Here is a 19,829-nt window from a genome sequence, read left to right on the forward strand (position 1 = left end):
GAATGACGCGACAGGAAGCCTGTAAATAAAAAAGTTTGTGCTACTAATCAAAAAGAAAATTGTAATTTTGCAGTCATTTTTAAGAAAAAAATAAAATCATATGAGAACAAAATCTTTAAAAAGCAATAAAATTAATGTGATTACATTAGGTTGTTCAAAAAATGTATATGATAGCGAAATATTAATGGGACAATTGAAAGCAAATGGCAAGGAAGTTACTCACGAAGCTTTAGAAGATGAAGGAAATATTATAGTTATTAATACCTGTGGTTTTATTGATAATGCAAAAGAAGAATCGGTAAATATGATTTTAGAATATGCAGAAAAAAAAGAACAAGGTTTAGTAGATAAGTTGTTTGTTACAGGTTGTTTATCTGAGCGTTATCGACCTGATTTAGAAAAAGAAATTTCGAATGTAGATCAATTTTTTGGAACAACAGAATTACCCTTATTATTAAAAGCATTAGGCGCAGATTATAAACATGAATTAATAGGCGAACGTTTAACTACAACTCCAAAAAACTATGCTTATTTAAAAATTGCTGAAGGTTGCGACCGTCCTTGCAGTTTTTGTGCGATTCCATTAATGCGAGGTAAACACGTGTCTACACCTATTGAAAATTTAGTGATTGAGGCTGAAAAGTTAGCCAAAAACGGCGTTAAAGAATTAATTTTAATCGCGCAAGATTTAACCTATTACGGTTTAGATTTATACAAAAAAAGAAATTTAGCCGAATTACTTGAAGCTTTAGTAAAAGTAGAAGGTATAGAATGGATACGCTTACATTATGCCTTTCCTTCAGGTTTTCCAATGGATGTATTAGAATTAATGAAACGGGAACCAAAAATTTGCAATTATATTGATATACCTCTGCAACATATCTCAGATAACGTTTTAAAATCGATGCGTCGTGGTACAACCTATGAAAAAACAACTCAATTATTACACGATTTTAGAAAAGCAGTCCCGGGAATGGCAATTAGAACGACCTTAATTGTAGGCTATCCTGGAGAAACAGAGGAAGATTTTGAATTATTAAAAAATTGGGTGACGGAAATGCGTTTTGAACGATTAGGCTGTTTTACTTATTCACATGAAGAAAACACACATGCTTATCTTTTAGAAGATAATGTACCTGAAGAAGTAAAGCAAGCTAGAGCAAATGAAATTATGGAAATTCAGGCACAAATTTCATGGGAATTAAATCAAGAAAAAATTGGACAAACTTTTACCTGTGTGATTGACAGAAAAGAAGGTCAATACTTCATAGGCAGAACAGAATTTGACAGTCCTGATGTGGATAATGAAGTTTTGGTAGATGCATCAAAATATTATTTAAAAACCGGCGATTTTGTGCAATTAAAAATTACAGATGCTACAGAATTTGATTTGTATGCTGAACCAATTTAAATGAAAAATATATTTTCAAATTGAATTTTCATAAAAATCAACAAACTACTTAATAAAGATTTTTTAGTTGAAATGACATTTGTCATATCGAAAGCGTTTTTTTGATTGTAATTTTGAGTATAGCAATTTAAACTCAAAACAAATGATTACAAAGCACATCTTAACACAAGAATTTCCTGAATTTGAGGGAAAAATAAATACCTTAAAAACAGAAAACACACACTTTAAAAAATTATTTCATGATTTTGATGAATTAGAACATGAAATATTTAGAGTAGAAAGTGATTCTGAACCAGCTTCAGACGAAGCATTACACGAATTAAGAGTGAAACGTGTTCATTTAAAAGATGAAATATATCAATTTTTAGTCGCTCACTAGTATTGGCATTCATTTTAGTTTTAGTTAAAATCCTTTTATAGCATTATAAAAGGATTTTTTTTATATTTGATAATCTTAACTGTATATTATGTAACATGAAGAACAGCCCATTCCATATCCTAATCATTTCACTGTTTTTTTATTCTACTATCGCACAAAATAATTTAATAAAAATTGAGGGGTTTACACAAGGAACTACCTACCACATCAGTTATTATGATAAAAAAAATCGAAATTTTAAAGCTGAAATTGAAAAAATACTATTAGATTTTGACTTTTCTGTTTCTACTTATAATCCTAACTCTATTATTTCAAAAATAAACACAAACCAAACAGTAGATGTAGATGACTATTTTATTACCTGTTTTAAAAAAGCCAAAAAAATTTGGAAACAAACAGAAGGTGCTTTTGACCCTACAGTTCAACCCCTTGTGAGTTATTGGGGATTTTGGAAGAATAAAAGAGAAAAAATAGATTCTAAAAAAATAGATTCCATTTTAAAATTTGTTGACTTTAAATTAATTGAGCTAAAAGGACATAAAATAATTAAAAAAGACCCTAGAGTTTCATTAGATTTTAATGCTTTTGCGCAAGGATATTCTGTAGATGTAATTTCAAATTTCTTAAAAAAGAAAAAATGCAAATCCTTTATTGTTGAAATTGGCGGTGAAGTGTATGCAAAAGGGAAAAAGAAAAATAGAGATTATTGGAAAATAGGAATTGAAGAACCTATTGATAATTCTACTAGTAACAATCCATTAAAAGCAATTATTAAATTAAAAAATATGGCTATTGCAACATCTGGAAATTATCGCAAATATTTTGAAGAAAACGGCATTAAATATGCACATCACATAGATCCAAAAACGGGATATCCAACTAAAAATAATTTATTAAGTGCTACCATACTCTCAAAAAAAGGCATTACCTCAGATGCTACCGCCACTGGAATATTAGTAATGGGATTAGAAAAAGCAAAGTTATTTTTGGCAAAAAATAAAAAAATAAAAGCCTATCTCATTTATTCGGATGAAATAGGCAATTTTACTATTTATAAATCTTCTCAAATCAACAAATGGCTTGAATTTGAAAATTAATTATTTTACTTTTTTATTATTTCATAACTTGAAGTTCCTTTTGCATTAGAAACAGAAACAACATAATTTCCTGACTCTAAATTAGATAAATCAATTTGTTTTGTTTCATTTACTATTGCTTTAATTTCTTCAAAATAAACCAACTTACCAGACAAATCAAATATTTTAATGGTATCAATTTCATTTTTAACATCCATACTTAACAAGCCAGTTGTTGGAACAGGATAAAACACAGCAAAGGGTTGAGCATCATTAAAGGTTTCAGCAGTCATTAAAGAGGGTGCCCAGTCTAATACAACGTTATTAATATAAGTATCACCAGTAGGCGTTAAATGAACAGCTGTTGGACCTTTAGTAAAAGAAAAACTAATTAATTCATTATGATTATTACTTCCAGAATCTACCCAAGAACTTTCTATCCAAATTTTATATATTCCGTCCGCAACAGTAGTTCCATTTACAGTACCAACTACATTTTTACCATCCCAAGTAATTGATCTTGCTCCAAATGCTGGTGGAGTAGATGAAGATGTTAATGTAGCGCCTGAAGTAGCATCGGTAACATTGCATGCGGCAGCTAGTGCATTTGACAATGTACCTCCCGACTTAACAGCCCATGTTGGCAAGTGATCTTTTGTACTTGTACCAATATTTCTTCGTTTCGTTTTAACAAAATTACCTGCATTATCTTCAATCCATATTCCTAACACACACTTTATACCAGCATTTGGAGCAGGACTTGTAGGTTGAGGTTGGTTAAATGAAAAAGTTAAGATACCATCTGTTTGTGCGTAATTAATATTATGAATTAACAATAATGCTATTATTTTAAAAATTATATTTTTTTTCATCGGATAATCTTATTTTGCTTGTAAATCAAAATCTAGTACAATCTTAATATTCTGTGCGATTTTATTTTTCACTAAACTAGGAATTTCAATACCATAATCCTGTGGTTTTACGGAAAACGAACAACTCATTTTCTTATTAGCATTGGTAAAACTTACTTTAGATTTAATTTTCTTTGTTACTCCATGTATGGTTAAATCACCTTCTACATCATAGGTGCCAGAAGTTTTAGAAGCATCAAAACTTAACACTTTTCCTTTAAAAGTAGCTTTAGGAAACTTATCACTTTCCATATAATTTTCATTAAAATGCTCTTCCATTAGTGGGGACTTAAATTTAAATCCTTTAATCAATGCTAAAACAGCTATATCTCCTGTAGACTTATCAAAAATACAAGATGCCGTATTGTTTGTTCCTGAAATTTCTTCAAAAGTTGGCATTGAAGCTTCAAATTTAATCTCTCCGTTTCTAGTGATAAGTTTTTGAGCTGAAGCAACACTTAAATTTAGTAGTATAAATACTATCGATACTATTTTTCTCATCTTATTTATTGATTTAAATATCCATTAATGGCCCATAAATTAATCATATCTATTGTTGTTTGAGGCATTCTGCCTGATGGAGGCATGATGTTATTTCCATAAAAACAACTTGAAGGATTATCTATAATACACAACAAAACCCCATTTTGAGTAGCATCTTTAACTTCAGCATATGAAGTAAGATAGGGTTGTTGAGTACCTGAAGGACTATGACAACTTGTACATTTTGAATCCATTACTGGCTTAATATTTGCTTCGTATTTAGGATTTGTTACTTTAGAAATTTCATCATAAGTCTTAGACTCACATGAAACAAAAATTGTTGCTAAAACAATTATATTTAATAGTACTTTCTTTTTCATCTTATTTAAATTAAAAAACTCTATACATGTTAAAACCAAAAAACATTCCTCTATCAAACCATTTACCAGTAGCATTTGAATAATATGATACATCATTCATAGCTTGGCTATTTGAGAACACCAATTGAAATATGTGACCTCCAGTTTCAATATCTAAACCAAAAGTTAGGGGATTATGATAAGGAGAATTAAAATCTTCTGGCAGGTTTAATCTTGCAGCATAATCAACGTTTAAACTAATTCTTCTAGACAGTTTATATCTTGCCCCTGCCCCCATTAAAAATAAATCTTTTTGATCTAAAATACCATCATATAAATTTTTATGAACATATATTGGTGCTAATTCTAACGAGAATTTTTCAGAAAATTTTCTTGAAACTAGCAACTGAGTGGTGTAAGCTAATCTATTTGTGAATTGTAAATCTGGGCTTGTAGCTTTTTTTAAATCACTATTAATATCCATGGTATTATAGCCTACAATTGTAAATGGAAAACCGTTATTTATTTGATTTGACAACTTGTATTTAGCTGAAATTTCATATGTTTTGTTAAATGTATGCCTAGAAATACCTAATGATAACCAATTTGTTACCCCATAAATCCCTGAAATTTTTGTCAAGGCGTTGTCTAGTCCAAAAAAGTTTTGAAATCCATTTGAAAGATCTCCAAAACGATGGGATACCAAAAAGTAAAATTCTCCTTTAACTGGGAGTTTTGTTGACTGAATATTACAAATTTGCAGCCCCTTAAATGTAGCTGATTCAATTTGTTTTTGGTTTGTCTGAACTGAATCAAGTTGATTCAATAAATCGTCTTGAGCACTAACAAAATTACTAGCTAAAAAGAATAGTAAAATTGATAAAAATTTAATTAATTTCATTTTATAATTATATTTAGTTTATTACACATTCATCTAATTTGATTTCTTCCATCAAATCATCAAACCCAATTATTCTTCCTTTCACGCTAACACTTTTTCCTACAGTTGAAGAAGATTTGCTTATTTCTTTCATCTTACATATAACACTTTCATCAATAGAAACAAGACTGTCATTTACGCTTGTAATAACTCCTTTTATCTCAATAGACTTGTCAATATACTTTTTTGTAGCCGCATTTGTGTTTTTAGAAAATTCTTCAATGATAGCTTTAGAAGAAACGTTGTAAGCAGACTCTTCTTTTTGAATATCGCGTGCACCACCATACATAATATAGTTAAAAGAAAAATAACCTAAAACTACAGAAAGGGCAATAAAAACAATAATAAGTTTCGTTTTATTTGTCATAATTTATTTTTATTCAAATATAAATATATTTTATAACTATCAAAATAAAAAAAACATTTTTGATTTTTTTACGCAAAGCTTTATTACATTTGAAGTTAAAATATATTTTCATGTTACCAAAAATCATTGAACAACCGGCTAAAAAATTAATTGGATTTTATATAGAAATGTCCTTAGTAGAAAATAAAACGCAAGAAATCTGGAAACAATTAATGCCCCGATTAAATGAAGTTCAACAAGTTGTTAGTGCTGACTTATTCTCTTTACAAATTTACCCAGAAGACTATTTTAGCAATTTCACACCCTTTACACCCTTTACAAAATGGGCAGCTGTAGAAGTGAAAAATTTTGACACAATCCCTGAGGGGTTTCAAAAAATTGAAATTCCGGCTGGAAAATATGCCGTATTTTTACACAAAGGAACTACCGAAATGTTTGTACAAACTGCTCAATATATTTATGGTGAATGGCTTCCAAAATCAGGCTACCAACTAGAAAATAGACCCCATTTTGAAGTATTAGGAGATGCCTATTTAGGCCATGAAAATCCAGATTCAGAAGAAGAAGTTTGGATACCTATAATTTAATTAAACTGTCAACAAACCTATTTGTCGCAATTGTATTATAGGCTTTGAGAACCAAAACAATTCAAAATCTTCAAACTGTTCTTCATAACTCACCTTCAACTCTTGCAAAGTAATTAGTTTGTCTATGTTTGAATTCATTTTAACTAATTGTTTTAGAAGCCACTCCCCTTTGGTAAGTTCTAAATCTATACTAATATTTTGTGTTTTAAAATGAAAATCTAACTGCATTAATTCCCATGTATTTCCTTTTTTAGATTTTGAATAGATGTGCACTTTTGGCATAGAACCCAACCAAACTATTTTAGCATTGGGTTTCATTTTAAAATCCGCTTGTTCTTCTATACAAGATTGAATATAAAAAGATGAAACAGTTGTTTTAGGTACTTTAAAATCAAACCACTGCTGCAAGTCAAAGTCAAAACCAATTCCATGCATATAATTAAACAATGCTTTTTTTAGTCCGTAACTAAATTGGTCATGATTAATCCCTGTTGTATCTTTAAATTGAATGTCATTATTAGCAAATGTTATGGACTTATATTCTGGTAAAACACCAAATGCTTCTGGGTTTAAACCAACAGGGGCATGTGCCGTCATGGCAAATTGATGCCAAAAACCCGATTGCACAACCCCAAGTTCGAAAAGTTGACGTACCATTTCTAAACTATCAATAGTTTCTTGCGTTGTTTGAGAAGGAAAACCATACATTAAATAAGCGTGAACGAGAATGCCGCTTTCGGTAAAATTTTTAGTTACTTGAGCAACTTGAGCAACTGTCACTCCTTTTTGTATTAATTGCAATAATCGATCTGAGGCGACTTCTAAACCACCCGAAACAGCAATACAACCCGAAGCTTTTAAAAGCATGCACAAATCGGGAGTGAAACTTTTCTCAAATCGAATATTTGTCCACCACGTTACCACTAAATTTCGCTTTATAATTTCTAGCGCTATTTCTTTCATTAAAGCGGGTGGCGCGGCTTCATCTACAAAATGGAAACCTGTTTCTCCTGTTTGTGCTATTAATTGCTCCATTCTATCTACTATCAATGTAGCATGAATGGGTTCGTAAATTTTAATATAATCCAATGAAATATCACAAAAAGTACATTTACCCCAATAACAACCATGAGCCATAGTCAATTTATTCCAACGACCATCACTCCACATGCTGTGCATAGGATTAGCCATTTCAATAACAGAAATATAAGCATCTAATAGTAAATCTGAGTAATCAGGTGTGCCTACTTCACTTTGTTTGTAATCAGGACGAATCGAATTATTCTTATAAACTACTTCATCATTTTCTAATAAAAAAGTACGTTTAAATTCTTTGGAATTTGGATTTTGAATATTAGAAATCAAAAGTTCCACTGGCAATTCGCCATCATCTAACGTAATGAAATCAAAAAATTCAAATACTCTTTTGTCTTTAATTTCTCTAAGCTCCGTATTTGCAAAACCGCCACCCATAGCAATTTTGATTGCAGGATACTTACTTTTTATGAATTGGGCACAGCGAAAAGCACTATACAAATTACCTGGAAAAGGCACAGAAAAACAAACCAATTTAGGTTGTACTAATTCAATTTTTTGTTTTAGTAATTCTAAGGTAATTTCGTCTATATACGTAGGCGTTTCTTGCAAATAGGCATACAATTCATCAAAAGAATTGGCACTTCTTCCTAAACGTTCTGCATAACGACTAAAACCAAAATTTTCGTCTATACATTCAACAATAAAATCTGAAATATCTTCTAAATAAAGCGTTGCCAAATGCTTTGCTTTATCTTGTAAACCCATTGCGCCAAATGCCCATTCCATGTCATCTACTTGTTCAAATCGTGAAGCCTCCGGTAAAAAATTACCACTGCAAATTTGACGTGCTAATGAAGAATTTTTTCCTTGAAGAAATGCAATCACAGCATCAATGGTTGCAATATAATCCTTACGCAAGGCAAAAATTCGTTCTGAATTATGCGATGGGAATTGAAAATTTGCAACCGTTTTTATTTCATCAAAAATAGAAGCTAATCCTCTTTTTGAAAATAATTCTAAAATTACTTCTATCCCTAAATCAGCCTGAAAAGCAGTAATACTCTTCGCATTTAAAAACCCTTTAATATATGCCGTAGCAGGATAAGGTGTATTTAACTGTGTGAAAGGAGGCGTTATAAGAAGAATGTCTTTCAAAATATTTTCAAATTTTTACAAATATACTTTAATATTAGCAATCAAAAAATATGTATTTTTACAAAAAAAACAAGATGCAAAACGACTGTATTTCTTATCAAGAATCAGGCTATTTTTCAAAATTGATTACAGCTTATTTAGATCAACAATCTGATGTAAACTCACTGTATCATCGATTTCCAACACTTGAAAATTTTAAAGCGCAACTTGAAGAAAAAGCAGTTACATTTAATTCAAATATACGAAGTGTTTTAGTCAACGAATTAGAAAAGCAATATAAAGAAACGGTTACTTCTACAGCAACCGCCAACCATATTTCATTACTAAAAGAAACCCATACATTTACGATTACAACAGGACACCAACTGAACTTATTTACAGGGCCTGTTTATTTTATTTACAAAATTGTTTCTACACTAAATTTGTGCAAACAATTACAAGAAAAATATCCTGCTTATCATTTTGTTCCTGTGTATTGGATGGCAACTGAAGACCATGACTTTGAAGAAATAAATCATTTCAAAACTCAAGAAAATTCATTTACTTGGCAAAAACAAGTTGCAGGAGCTGTTGGCGAATTAAGCACCGAAGGATTAGACGAAGTGGCACAACAATTTTTTGCTTTATTAAACCAAAGTGAAGCCGCTGTTTATTTACAAAAACTTTTTTCGCAAAGTTACCTTTCTCATGACAATTTAGCCGATGCTACACGTTTTTTAGTAAACGAACTTTTTAAAGAACATGGATTAGTAATTATTGATGGTAATGCTACTGGTTTAAAAAAATTATTTACCCCTTACCTATTACAAGAACTAAACCATCAAACAACCTATAAAGAAGTTTCGCAAACCAACCTTCAACTAAGCAAGTATAACGTACAAGTTAATCCAAGGGAAATTAATCTGTTTTATTTGCAAAAAGAACTTCGCGAACGTATTATTTTTGAAGACAATTGTTATAAAGTGCATCAAACAACGATTCAATTTTCGCCGGAAGCACTTAAAAGAGAAGTAGAAAATTACCCCGAACGTTTTAGTCCAAATGTGCTTTTACGTCCTTTGTATCAGGAAGTTATCTTGCCAAATTTAGCCTATGTAGGAGGTGGCGGAGAATTAGCCTATTGGCTGCAATTAAAAACTAACTTCAATGCTTTTAAGGTTTGTTTTCCTATACTCGTCTTGCGTAATTCCGTATTACTTGTATCCGAAAAACAAGCCAAAAAAATAAAAAAATTAGAATTACAGACTGCTGATTTATTTTTGCCACAACAACAACTTTTAAATGATGTAACTAAGCGTATTTCTCAGCATAACATTGATTTTTCTTTACAAAAACAACATCTTGAAACGCAATTTAAACAATTATATGAAATTGCAAATCAAACAGATAAATCATTTATTGGCGCTGTAAAAGCACAAGAAATCAAACAAATTAAAGGTTTGGAAAATCTTGAAAAACGATTATTAAAAGCCGAAAAAAGAAAACATGAAGAGCTACTTCAACTAGTAAAACATTTACAAAACGAATTATTTCCCAACCACTCCTTACAAGAAAGACAACTTAATTTTAGTCAATTTTACATGGATTATGGTCCAGATTTTATTGACCAATTATTCCAAAAATTAAATCCGTTAGCGCAAAATTTTAATATCATTACATTACCTTAAGTATATCATTTTTCTTCTTTATACATTACTAATAGAAAAATTTTCAATTATGAGAAAAGTATATTTCACCCTATTTATTCTTTGTTTACAATTTAGTGTAGCTCAAAATACAAATTTTGCACACTATGTCAACCCATTTATTGGAACCGGCGGTCACGGACATACCTTTCCTGGTGCAACTGTGCCTTATGGAATGGTACAATTGTCCCCAGATACGCGTATTGATGGTAGTTGGGATGGCTGTTCTGGTTATCATTACTCTGATAATGTAATTTACGGATTTTCTCATACACACTTAAACGGAACCGGTGTTTCCGATTACGGAGATATTTTATTGATGCCAACGATGGGCGTACCTTCATTTGATACTAAAGTGTATGCGTCTACTTTTTCGCATGCCACTGAGAAAGCTTCCGCTGGATTTTACTCCGTGAAATTAGACAAACACAATATCGATGTGCGTTTGACAACCTCAACCCGCGTTGGTTTTCATGAATATACGTTTAATAAAGACGGTCAAGCTAATATTATCTTAGATTTGAATCATCGCGATAAGCTTTTGGAAGGAAGAATTCGAGTAATTGATGAAAAAACTATTGAAATTTTGAGAAGAAGCGAGGCTTGGGCAAGAGATCAATATGTGTATGCTCAAATTGAATTTAATGTACCTTTGAAAGTCAATCTGGTTAAAGAAGTAAACAAGGAAAACACTAAGTTAGAAGGAATATATAAAGGAACTGAATTGGCATTAAGTTTCTCAAAACAAGTCAAAAAAGGTGAAAAAATTCTAGTAAAAGTATCACTTTCGCCTACGAGTTATGAAGGAGCGAAATTAAACAGTTCCGAAATCAACCATTGGGATTTTGAAAAAGTTAAGAAAGAAGCAGAAACCCTTTGGAACAAGGAATTATCAAAAATTGAAGTAACTTCAAATGATAAAGACAAGTTAGCCATTTTCTATACGGCTTTATATCACACGATGATGCAACCGAATATTGCACAAGATTTGGACGGAAAATATCGTGGTAGAGACAACCAAATTCATACAGCTGAAGGATTTGATTATTACACGGTTTTTTCACTTTGGGATACCTTTAGAGGAGCACATCCGTTATATACATTGATTGATAAAAAAAGAACTGCCGATTACATCAATACGTTCATTAAACAATATGAACAAGGCGGCAGATTGCCTGTTTGGGAATTGGCTTCTAATGAAACCGATTGTATGATTGGCTATCATTCCGTTTCTGTAATTGCAGATGCGATGGTAAAAGGTATTACTGGTTTTGATTACGAAAAAGCCTTTGAAGCCAGTAAAGCCTCCGCGATGCGCGATGTTTTAGGACTTGACGCGTACAAAAAAAATGGCTTCATTTCAATGGACGACGAACACGAAAGCGTTTCTAAAACGTTGGAATATGCGTATGATGATTGGTGTATTGCCCAAATGGCAAAACTTTTAAACAAGAAAGAAGATTATCACTATTTCATGAAACGTTCACAAAACTGGAAGAATATTTTCGATTGGGAAACGGGTTTTATGCGTCCAAGGAAAAATGGCGGTTGGGACAAACCGTTTGACCCAAGAGAAGTCAACAATAATTTTACCGAAGGTAATTCGTGGCAATATTCGTTTTTCGTACCACAAGATATTTACGGCATGATTCAAGCCTATGGAGGAAAGGAAAAATTTGAAGCCAAATTAGACGAAATGTTCAACAGCGAAAGCAAAACAACAGGAAGAGAACAAGTTGATGTTACGGGTTTAATTGGGCAATACGCACACGGAAACGAACCAAGTCACCATATGGCGTATTTGTACAATTATGTAGGCAAACCAGAAAAAACGACCGCAAAAGTCAAGTATATTTTAAATAATTTTTACACCAATACACCCGATGGTTTAATTGGAAACGAAGATTGCGGGCAAATGAGTGCCTGGTATGTGTTGAGTTCGATGGGGATTTATCAAGTAACTCCGGGGCAAGAATTTTTTAATACTACTCAAGCTAGCTTTAAAAGCATCAAAATAAATTTAGGAAATAAAATAGTTTATTTACCTCAAATTCAAGAAAATGATGCCTATTTTATTAATTACGAATTAAATGATTGGGTAAAAGCACTTGCACACTCATCTTGGGGTAATGAAAATGGAATTGTACCAATAATAGACGCTGAGAATAAATCATTTATTTCTAATCATAAATTAATATTAAAATCATATAAATCAAGTGGAAAGATATTTTATTCTTTTGATAAAAAACAGAAATTTATTGAGTATAAATCACCTCTACTAATTACTCAATCTACAAAAATATATGCTTTTACAAAAACATATACTTATTCGGAATTTTTTACTGAAAGTACAGCTATATACAGCGACACCATTTCCGCAACCTTCTTCAAAAAGCCAAATAACTACACTATTGACATCAAATCGAAATACAATCCGCAATATCACGCTGGTGGTCCAGAAGGCTTGTTAGATGGCATTTTAGGTACTGAAAATTGGCGTAAAGGCGATTGGCAAGGCTACCAAAGTCAGGATTTTGAAGCGATTGTAGATTTACAAGAGATGAAAAACATTTCGGAGGTTTCGGCACGCTTTTTACAAGACCAACGTTCGTGGATTTTAATGCCAACAAAAGTGGAGTATTACACTTCGGAAGACAATGTACATTATACTTTATTTGGTTCGGTAGAGAATACACTCGATCCTAAAATTAGTACAAATATAATTTTAGATTTTATGAGCAAGCAAGCTTCAACAAAAACGCGATATGTGAAAGTAATCGCCAAAAATTTCGGAAAATTACCAGAATGGCATCAAGGTTTTGGCGGTGATGCGTTTATTTTTATAGATGAAATAACAATTAAGTAATAAAAAACCCTAACAAATGTTAGGGTTTTTTATTTTTATTTTAGGATTGCCGCTTTGTCTTTCATACCTAAAATTTCGTAACATGTTTTAAGTATGGCTTTACAATCTGCATTGGATGCATCGAGTTGATAGGACTTTTCAAAGTAAGGCATAGCATTTTTAAACATTTCCTTTCTTTTTGCCGTTAACTCATTATATTTTTTATCATTTTTTAAATTGGCATTAATTTCTTCCACCAACTTAGCATCATCAGAAAGCATTAAATAACCTACATTAAATTGCAATGTTGCATTGTTTGGATCTTTAGCAAGTACTGCGCTGATTTTAGCTTTATAGGTAGTTAAATCGTTTAAATAATAATAACAGTTTGCTTCATTAATCTGAGATTCAACATCGTCAGAATTTAATTGATTAACCAAAGCATAATCTTTTTTTGCTTGTTCATAATCCTTCTTTTGAAACGAGATATAAGCAATAATTTTAGCTACATCTAATTCAGTCGATTGGAATTTTTGCAATCCCGATCCTTTAAAACCAACTTTTTGGATTTCTTTGTAGTAGGTACTCCCTAATTCAAAATCATCTCCTTGAACTGCTAAAATTGCAGCGTTTTCTAAATTAGCAACATCATTGGTATCGAGTTGATATAAATTATAAAATAATACACTAGCTTCTTTAAATTTTTTAGCATCATTAAGCATTAAAGCAGATTGTTGCAACATAGGTTTAAACCAATTCAACGTTTCATGTATATCATCTGTATAAACTTTCTTCCCTGATTTAGTTTCAAAATCTAAAGTATTTTTTATGCCCTTAACAATTTGATTTAAAGAACTTGGATTCATAATTTTTGCAATTTGAGCAGGAGAGGGTTGTTCTCCTAGAGTTGATAATTGCAATAACGGAGACATTCCTTTATAAAATTCAACCGAAATTTTATCTTCTTCTAAAGAAGCTACACTTTCTAATTTTGTTAATGTTTCTTTAAACTGAGAATATTCTTCAACAGTTAATTTATCTTTAGCATATAACTTTTTTAATACTTTTAACTCATCTTTTTGAGCAAATGAAAAAACAGTAGTAAATAATGCTATTGAGAAAATCACTTTTTTCATATGTAGATAATTATTTTGTTTATTTATACCTATAAAATTGCTTAACTAAAATTTGTTTATAAATAAAAGCCCAATAAAAATTGGGCTTTATTATTGCTTACTCTTGTACTTCACTATCTGTATCGGGAGTAAAATTTACATCCGTAGCCTCTCCATCAATGTAGTCCGCATCAATATCTTCATCTGACTCTTCTTCGCGCATTACTTTCGTGACCGCTGCAATTGAATCTGCTCCTTTGATATTAATTAAACGAACTCCTTGAGTTGCTCTACCCATTACACGTAAGTCAGATACTTTCATTCTTATTGTTAATCCAGACTTATTTATAATCATTAAATCATCTTCATCTGTTACATCGTTAATAGAAATTAATTGACCTGTTTTTTCTGTGATGTTCAATGTTTTAACACCTTTACCTCCACGATTTGTTATTCTGTACACATCTTCTCCGTCTTCATCTACTACGCGGGTACGTTTTCCATATCCGTTTTCAGTAACAACCAAAATTTGAGATTCATTAACCTGATCTCTATCAACTGAAACCATTCCAATTACCTCATCTTTGGCATCAGCTAGAGTTATTCCTCTAACTCCAGAAGCAGTTCTACCCATTGGGCGTGTTTTCTCTTCTTCAAAACGAACTAATTTTCCTGATTTTACTGCAATTAACACTTGGCTGTTACCTGTGGTTAATTTTGCTCCAATTAATTCGTCGTCCTCTCTAATTGTAATAGCATTTATACCATTTTGACGTGGACGAGAATATTGTTCTAAAGGCGTTTTCTTCACTTGGCCTTGCTTAGTAGCCATAATCACAAAGTGATTGTTAATGTACTCTTCATCTTTAAGATCTTGTGTACAAATAAATGCTTTTACTTTGTCGTCTTGCTCTATATTTATCAAGTTTTGAATTGCTCTACCTTTACTTGCTTTGCTTCCTTCAGGAATTTCAAACACACGCATCCAGAAACATTTTCCTTTTTGTGTAAAGAACAATAGATATTGGTGGTTTGTAGCTACAAATAAATGTTCTAAGAAATCTTGATCTCTAGTAGCTGAACCTTTTTGTCCAACTCCACCTCTATTTTGTGTTTTGTATTCAGATAATGAGGTACGTTTAATATAACCTGCATGAGAAATAGTAATTACTACGTTTTCATCGGCAATTAAATCTTCAATGCTTACATCGCCACCTGCATATTCAATTTGAGAACGACGTGCATCACCATATTTATCTTTAATTTCGTTTAATTCATCTTTAATTAATTGCATTCTTAATTCTTTACTCGCTAGTAATTCTTTTAAATGTGCAATTAATTTCATTATTTCGTCATATTCAGCTCTTAACTTATCTTGTTCTAGACCTGTTAACTGACGTAGACGCATTTCAACGATGGCACGCGCTTGCAATTCAGAAAGTTTAAAACGCTCTATTAATTTTGTTCTAGCTTCGTCTCCATCTTTAGAACTTCTAATTAATGCAATTACTTCATCAATATTATCTGAAGCAATAATTAATCCTTCTAAGATATGCGCTCTTTCTTCAGCCTTACGTAAATCGTATTGTGCTCTTCTAACAACTACTTCATGACGGTGTTCAACAAAATAATGAATCAAATCTTTAAGATTCAACATTTGTGGTCTTCCATTAACTAAAGCAATATTATTTACACTGAATGATGATTGTAATTGTGTATACTTATAAAGTGTATTGAGCACCACATTAGGAACAGCATCGCGTTTTAGTTCATACACAATACGCATACCATTTCTATCCGATTCATCTCTAATGGTAGAGATTCCTTCAATTCTCTTATCATTTACTAAATCAGCCGTTTTCTTAATCATTTCAGCCTTATTCACTTGGTAAGGAATTTCAGTAACAATGATAGATTCTCTACCATTTACTTCTTCAAAACCAGCTTTGGCACGCATAACGATTCTTCCTCTACCCGTTTTAAAGGCTTCTTTAACACCTTCATACCCATAAATAACACCCCCTGTTGGAAAATCAGGAGCTTTAACATATTTAATTAGCTCATCGATTTCAATTTCATTGTCATCAATATAAGCTAATGTCCCATCAATAACTTCTGTTAAATTATGAGGAGGCATATTTGTCGCCATACCTACAGCAATACCAGAAGCACCATTGATTAATAAATTTGGAACACGTGTTGGTAATACTTTTGGTTCTTGTAAAGAATCATCAAAATTTAATTGAAAATCAACAGTTTCTTTTTCAATATCTGCCAACATGTCTTCTGATATTTTTTGCATTCTAGCCTCAGTATAACGCATTGCAGCGGGGCTATCTCCATCGACAGAACCAAAGTTTCCTTGTCCGTCAACCATTAAATATCTTAAACTCCATTCTTGAGCCATACGAACCATAGCATCATATACCGATGTATCGCCATGTGGGTGATATTTACCTAATACTTCCCCAACAATTCTAGCAGATTTCTTATAAGATCTATTTGAAAGCACTCCTAGTTCATACATTCCATATAAAACTCTTCTATGCACTGGTTTTAAACCATCTCTCACATCAGGAAGTGCTCTAGATACAATTACCGACATCGAATAATCGATGTAGGCTGACTTCATTTCGTCTTCAATGTTAATTGGTATTAACTTTTCTCCTTCAGACATACGTATTTATTTAATTTTTATTCGATTTTATAAAACGTGCCAATATACGATATTTTGCTTTTTTTTGACTACTAATTATCAATAAAATTCAAATACTTATCAACAATTATTAGTTGTTTTTTTAATAAAATAAAACAGCTAAGATTTTTATTTTTCATTTTTTTTTTGTCAATTAGCAAATGTAAGTAGCCCTATTGTATAGCCGCACTTATTTTAGTAATTTTACAAGAGATTTTTTAATGATTTTATGGAAGATAATTTTTCACCTAGAGTAAAAGACGTAATCTATTACAGTAAAGAAGAAGCTTTACGACTAGGTCATGATTTTATTGGGACTGAGCATCTTATACTAGGGTTACTTAGAGACGGAAATGGAAGCGCAATAGATATTCTTAATGCTCTTCAAATTAATTTTGAAGTATTACGAAAAAAAGTAGAGCTGTTAAGTCCAGCTAACCCTAGCGCCGACTTAAGTAATGATAAAAAGAATTTGCACTTGACGCGACAAGCAGAAAGAGCACTAAAATATACTTTTTTAGAAGCAAAACTTTTCAACACTACTTCTATAAGTACTGCATTATTATTGTTGTGTGTGTTAAAAAACGACAATGATCCCACAACAAAATTGCTCAATAAATTAAAAATAAATTACGAAAATGTAAAAGAAGTATACGTCAATATGAATGAAAGCGAAGATATATTAAAAAACACCCCTAGAGCAGAATCTTATGACGACTCTGGAGAAGAAAATTTTAAAGATAGCGGAATGGGTTCAGCTGCAAGTGGAAGCAACACTAAAACCAACAAAAAATCAAAAACACCGGTTTTAGATAATTTTGGGAGAGATCTTACAGAACTCGCTGAAGAAGGAAAATTAGATCCTGTAGTAGGAAGAGAGAAAGAAATTGAACGTGTATCTCAAATTTTAAGTCGAAGAAAAAAGAATAATCCACTATTAATAGGAGAACCTGGTGTGGGTAAATCTGCCATAGCTGAAGGCTTAGCATTAATGATTATTAAGAAAAAAGTTTCTCGTATTTTATTCAACAAAAGAGTTGTAACTTTAGATTTAGCTTCGTTAGTAGCAGGTACTAAATACAGAGGTCAATTTGAAGAACGCATGAAAGCGGTAATGAATGAACTTGAAAAAAATGATGACATCATTCTATTTATTGACGAAATTCACACCATTGTAGGCGCAGGCGGCGCTACCGGCTCTTTAGATGCTTCTAATATGTTTAAACCTGCTTTAGCTAGAGGTGAAATCCAATGTATTGGTGCAACTACACTTGATGAATACAGACAATACATAGAAAAAGATGGTGCACTTGAAAGAAGATTTCAAAAGGTAATTGTAGAACCTACCACCGTAGACGAAACAATTATCATTTTAAATAATATTAAAGGAAAATATGAAGATCATCATAACGTTATCTTTACACCTGAAGCTATTGAAGCCTGTGTAAAACTTACCAACCGTTACATGACTGATCGCTTTCTTCCAGACAAAGCTATTGACGCTTTAGACGAAGCGGGTTCTCGTGTGCACATTACTAATATTGAAGTGCCAAAACAAATTTTGGAATTAGAAAAACAATTGGAAGAAGTTAAAGAACTTAAAAACAACGTTGTTAAAAAACAAAAATTTGAAGAAGCTGCTAAACTTCGTGATGATGAGAAAAAAATTGAAAAAGATTTAGCTATTGCGCAAGAAAAATGGGAAGAAGATTCAAAAAATAATCGTGTCGTAGTAACCGAAGACAATGTAGCCGATGTTGTATCTATGATGACAGGCATTCCTGTTAACCGAATTGCTCAAACCGAAAGTAATAAACTGGCCAAATTACCCGAACTTATTAAAGGAAAAGTAATTGGTCAAGATGAAGCCGTTCAAAAAATAGCTAAATCTATACAGCGAAATAGAGCGGGATTGAAAGACCCGAACAAGCCAATTGGTTCCTTTATATTCTTAGGCTCTACTGGTGTGGGAAAAACACAGCTAGCCAAAGTATTAGCCAAAGAATTATTTGACTCGGAAGAAGCTCTAGTAAGAATAGACATGAGCGAATACATGGAAAAATTTGCTATTTCTAGATTAGTAGGTGCTCCTCCGGGCTATGTAGGCTATGAAGAAGGCGGGCAATTAACCGAAAAAATTCGCAGAAAACCCTATTGCGTAGTTTTACTTGATGAAATCGAAAAAGCACATCCTGATGTGTTTAATATGCTTCTGCAAGTATTAGATGATGGTCATTTAACAGATAGTCTTGGACGAAAAATTGATTTTAGAAATACAATTATAATTATGACATCAAATATTGGTGCGCGTCAATTGAAAGATTTCGGTCAAGGTGTAGGATTTGGAACTGCAGCTAAAGTTGCTCAAACAGAAGAGCACAATAAAAGTGTAATTGAAAATGCACTAAAAAAGGCATTTGCTCCAGAATTTTTAAATCGTATTGATGATGTTATTGTATTTAATGCGTTAGAAAAACACGATATTGATAAAATTATTGATATTGAAATGGCTAAACTAACCGCTCGTATTAAAGAGTTGGGCTATGTTTTAAAATTATCTGAAAAAGCAAAAGATTTTATTGCTGAAAAAGGCTTTGACAAACAATTTGGTGCCAGACCATTAAAACGTGCCATTCAAAAATATGTTGAAGATGCCTTAGCTGAAGAAATAATTACTTCTAAAATTCACGAAGGAGATATTATTTTTATGGATTTAGATGAAGTATCACAAGAATTGATTATAAAAATAGAAAAAACAGAAAAACCTGCCAATTAGCAGGTTT

General features: G+C 31.8%; 15 protein-coding genes. 7 read left to right on the plus strand and 8 right to left on the minus strand.

Annotated features, from left to right (window positions below; all coding sequences use genetic code 11):
• Window positions 1-100 precede the first annotated feature (100 nt).
• From rimO to RF683_RS06915, 3 genes are all read left to right on the plus strand, one after another.
• On the plus strand, window positions 101-1,411 hold the full coding sequence (rimO, locus tag RF683_RS06905; RefSeq protein ID WP_309531603.1) for a 30S ribosomal protein S12 methylthiotransferase RimO: 1,311 nt from the start codon (window positions 101-103) through the stop codon (window positions 1,409-1,411).
• Between the two features lie 142 nt (window positions 1,412-1,553).
• Window positions 1,554-1,790 carry a YdcH family protein gene (locus RF683_RS06910; RefSeq protein WP_309531604.1) on the plus strand — a complete coding sequence of 79 codons (237 nt, stop codon included), beginning with the start codon at window positions 1,554-1,556 and terminating at the stop codon, window positions 1,788-1,790.
• Window positions 1,791-1,885: 95 nt separating this feature from the next.
• Window positions 1,886-2,887 carry an FAD:protein FMN transferase gene (locus tag RF683_RS06915; protein ID WP_309531605.1) on the plus strand — a complete coding sequence of 334 codons (1,002 nt, stop codon included), beginning with the start codon at window positions 1,886-1,888 and terminating at the stop codon, window positions 2,885-2,887.
• Between the two features lie 5 nt (window positions 2,888-2,892).
• Here the strand turns inward: RF683_RS06915 and RF683_RS06920 are convergent, their stop codons facing one another.
• The 5 genes from RF683_RS06920 to RF683_RS06940 are packed head-to-tail and all read right to left on the minus strand — an operon-like array spanning window position 2,893 to window position 5,926.
• Window positions 2,893-3,738, minus strand: a complete 846-nt coding sequence (locus RF683_RS06920; RefSeq protein ID WP_309531606.1) for a T9SS type A sorting domain-containing protein — start codon at window positions 3,736-3,738, stop codon at window positions 2,893-2,895.
• A 9-nt stretch (window positions 3,739-3,747) separates the two neighbouring features.
• Window positions 3,748-4,278 carry a YceI family protein gene (locus RF683_RS06925; RefSeq protein ID WP_309531607.1) on the minus strand — a complete coding sequence of 177 codons (531 nt, stop codon included), beginning with the start codon at window positions 4,276-4,278 and terminating at the stop codon, window positions 3,748-3,750.
• Window positions 4,279-4,283: 5 nt separating this feature from the next.
• Window positions 4,284-4,640, minus strand: coding sequence for a cytochrome c3 family protein (locus RF683_RS06930; protein WP_309531608.1), 357 nt, complete (start codon window positions 4,638-4,640; stop codon window positions 4,284-4,286).
• A 10-nt stretch (window positions 4,641-4,650) separates the two neighbouring features.
• Window positions 4,651-5,520, minus strand: coding sequence for a DUF5777 family beta-barrel protein (locus RF683_RS06935; RefSeq protein ID WP_309531609.1), 870 nt, complete (start codon window positions 5,518-5,520; stop codon window positions 4,651-4,653).
• 13 nt (window positions 5,521-5,533) lie between these two features.
• Window positions 5,534-5,926, minus strand: a complete 393-nt coding sequence (locus RF683_RS06940; protein WP_309531610.1) for an OB-fold protein — start codon at window positions 5,924-5,926, stop codon at window positions 5,534-5,536.
• A 110-nt stretch (window positions 5,927-6,036) separates the two neighbouring features.
• On the opposite strand from RF683_RS06940, the gene RF683_RS06945 reads away from it, so the two are divergent.
• Complete coding sequence (locus RF683_RS06945; protein WP_309531611.1) at window positions 6,037-6,513, plus strand: GyrI-like domain-containing protein; 477 nt, start codon at window positions 6,037-6,039, stop codon at window positions 6,511-6,513.
• On the opposite strand, the gene RF683_RS06950 is transcribed toward RF683_RS06945, so the two are convergent.
• Window positions 6,514-8,706 carry a B12-binding domain-containing radical SAM protein gene (locus tag RF683_RS06950; protein ID WP_309531612.1) on the minus strand — a complete coding sequence of 731 codons (2,193 nt, stop codon included), beginning with the start codon at window positions 8,704-8,706 and terminating at the stop codon, window positions 6,514-6,516.
• Between the two features lie 74 nt (window positions 8,707-8,780).
• Between RF683_RS06950 and bshC the strand changes: the two genes are divergently transcribed.
• Window positions 8,781-10,373, plus strand: a complete 1,593-nt coding sequence (gene bshC / locus RF683_RS06955) for a bacillithiol biosynthesis cysteine-adding enzyme BshC (protein ID WP_309531613.1) — start codon at window positions 8,781-8,783, stop codon at window positions 10,371-10,373.
• A gap of 49 nt (window positions 10,374-10,422) precedes the next feature.
• On the plus strand, window positions 10,423-13,257 hold the full coding sequence (locus RF683_RS06960) for a GH92 family glycosyl hydrolase (RefSeq protein ID WP_309531614.1): 2,835 nt from the start codon (window positions 10,423-10,425) through the stop codon (window positions 13,255-13,257).
• A gap of 35 nt (window positions 13,258-13,292) precedes the next feature.
• Here RF683_RS06960 and RF683_RS06965 read toward each other — a convergent pair whose 3' ends face one another.
• Window positions 13,293-14,372, minus strand: coding sequence for a tetratricopeptide repeat protein (locus RF683_RS06965; protein WP_309531615.1), 1,080 nt, complete (start codon window positions 14,370-14,372; stop codon window positions 13,293-13,295).
• 97 nt (window positions 14,373-14,469) lie between these two features.
• A complete protein-coding gene (gene gyrA, locus RF683_RS06970) occupies window positions 14,470-17,028 on the minus strand; it encodes a DNA gyrase subunit A (RefSeq protein ID WP_309531616.1) in 2,559 nt (852 codons plus the stop codon).
• 247 nt (window positions 17,029-17,275) lie between these two features.
• Here gyrA and RF683_RS06975 point away from each other — a divergent pair, with 247 nt between their 5' ends.
• Complete coding sequence (locus tag RF683_RS06975) at window positions 17,276-19,822, plus strand: ATP-dependent Clp protease ATP-binding subunit (RefSeq protein ID WP_309531617.1); 2,547 nt, start codon at window positions 17,276-17,278, stop codon at window positions 19,820-19,822.
• Window positions 19,823-19,829 lie beyond the last annotated feature (7 nt).

It is taken from the genome of Flavobacterium sp. 20NA77.7 (genome assembly GCF_031326205.1).
In the GTDB taxonomy this organism is placed as follows: domain Bacteria; phylum Bacteroidota; class Bacteroidia; order Flavobacteriales; family Flavobacteriaceae; genus Flavobacterium; species Flavobacterium nakdongensis.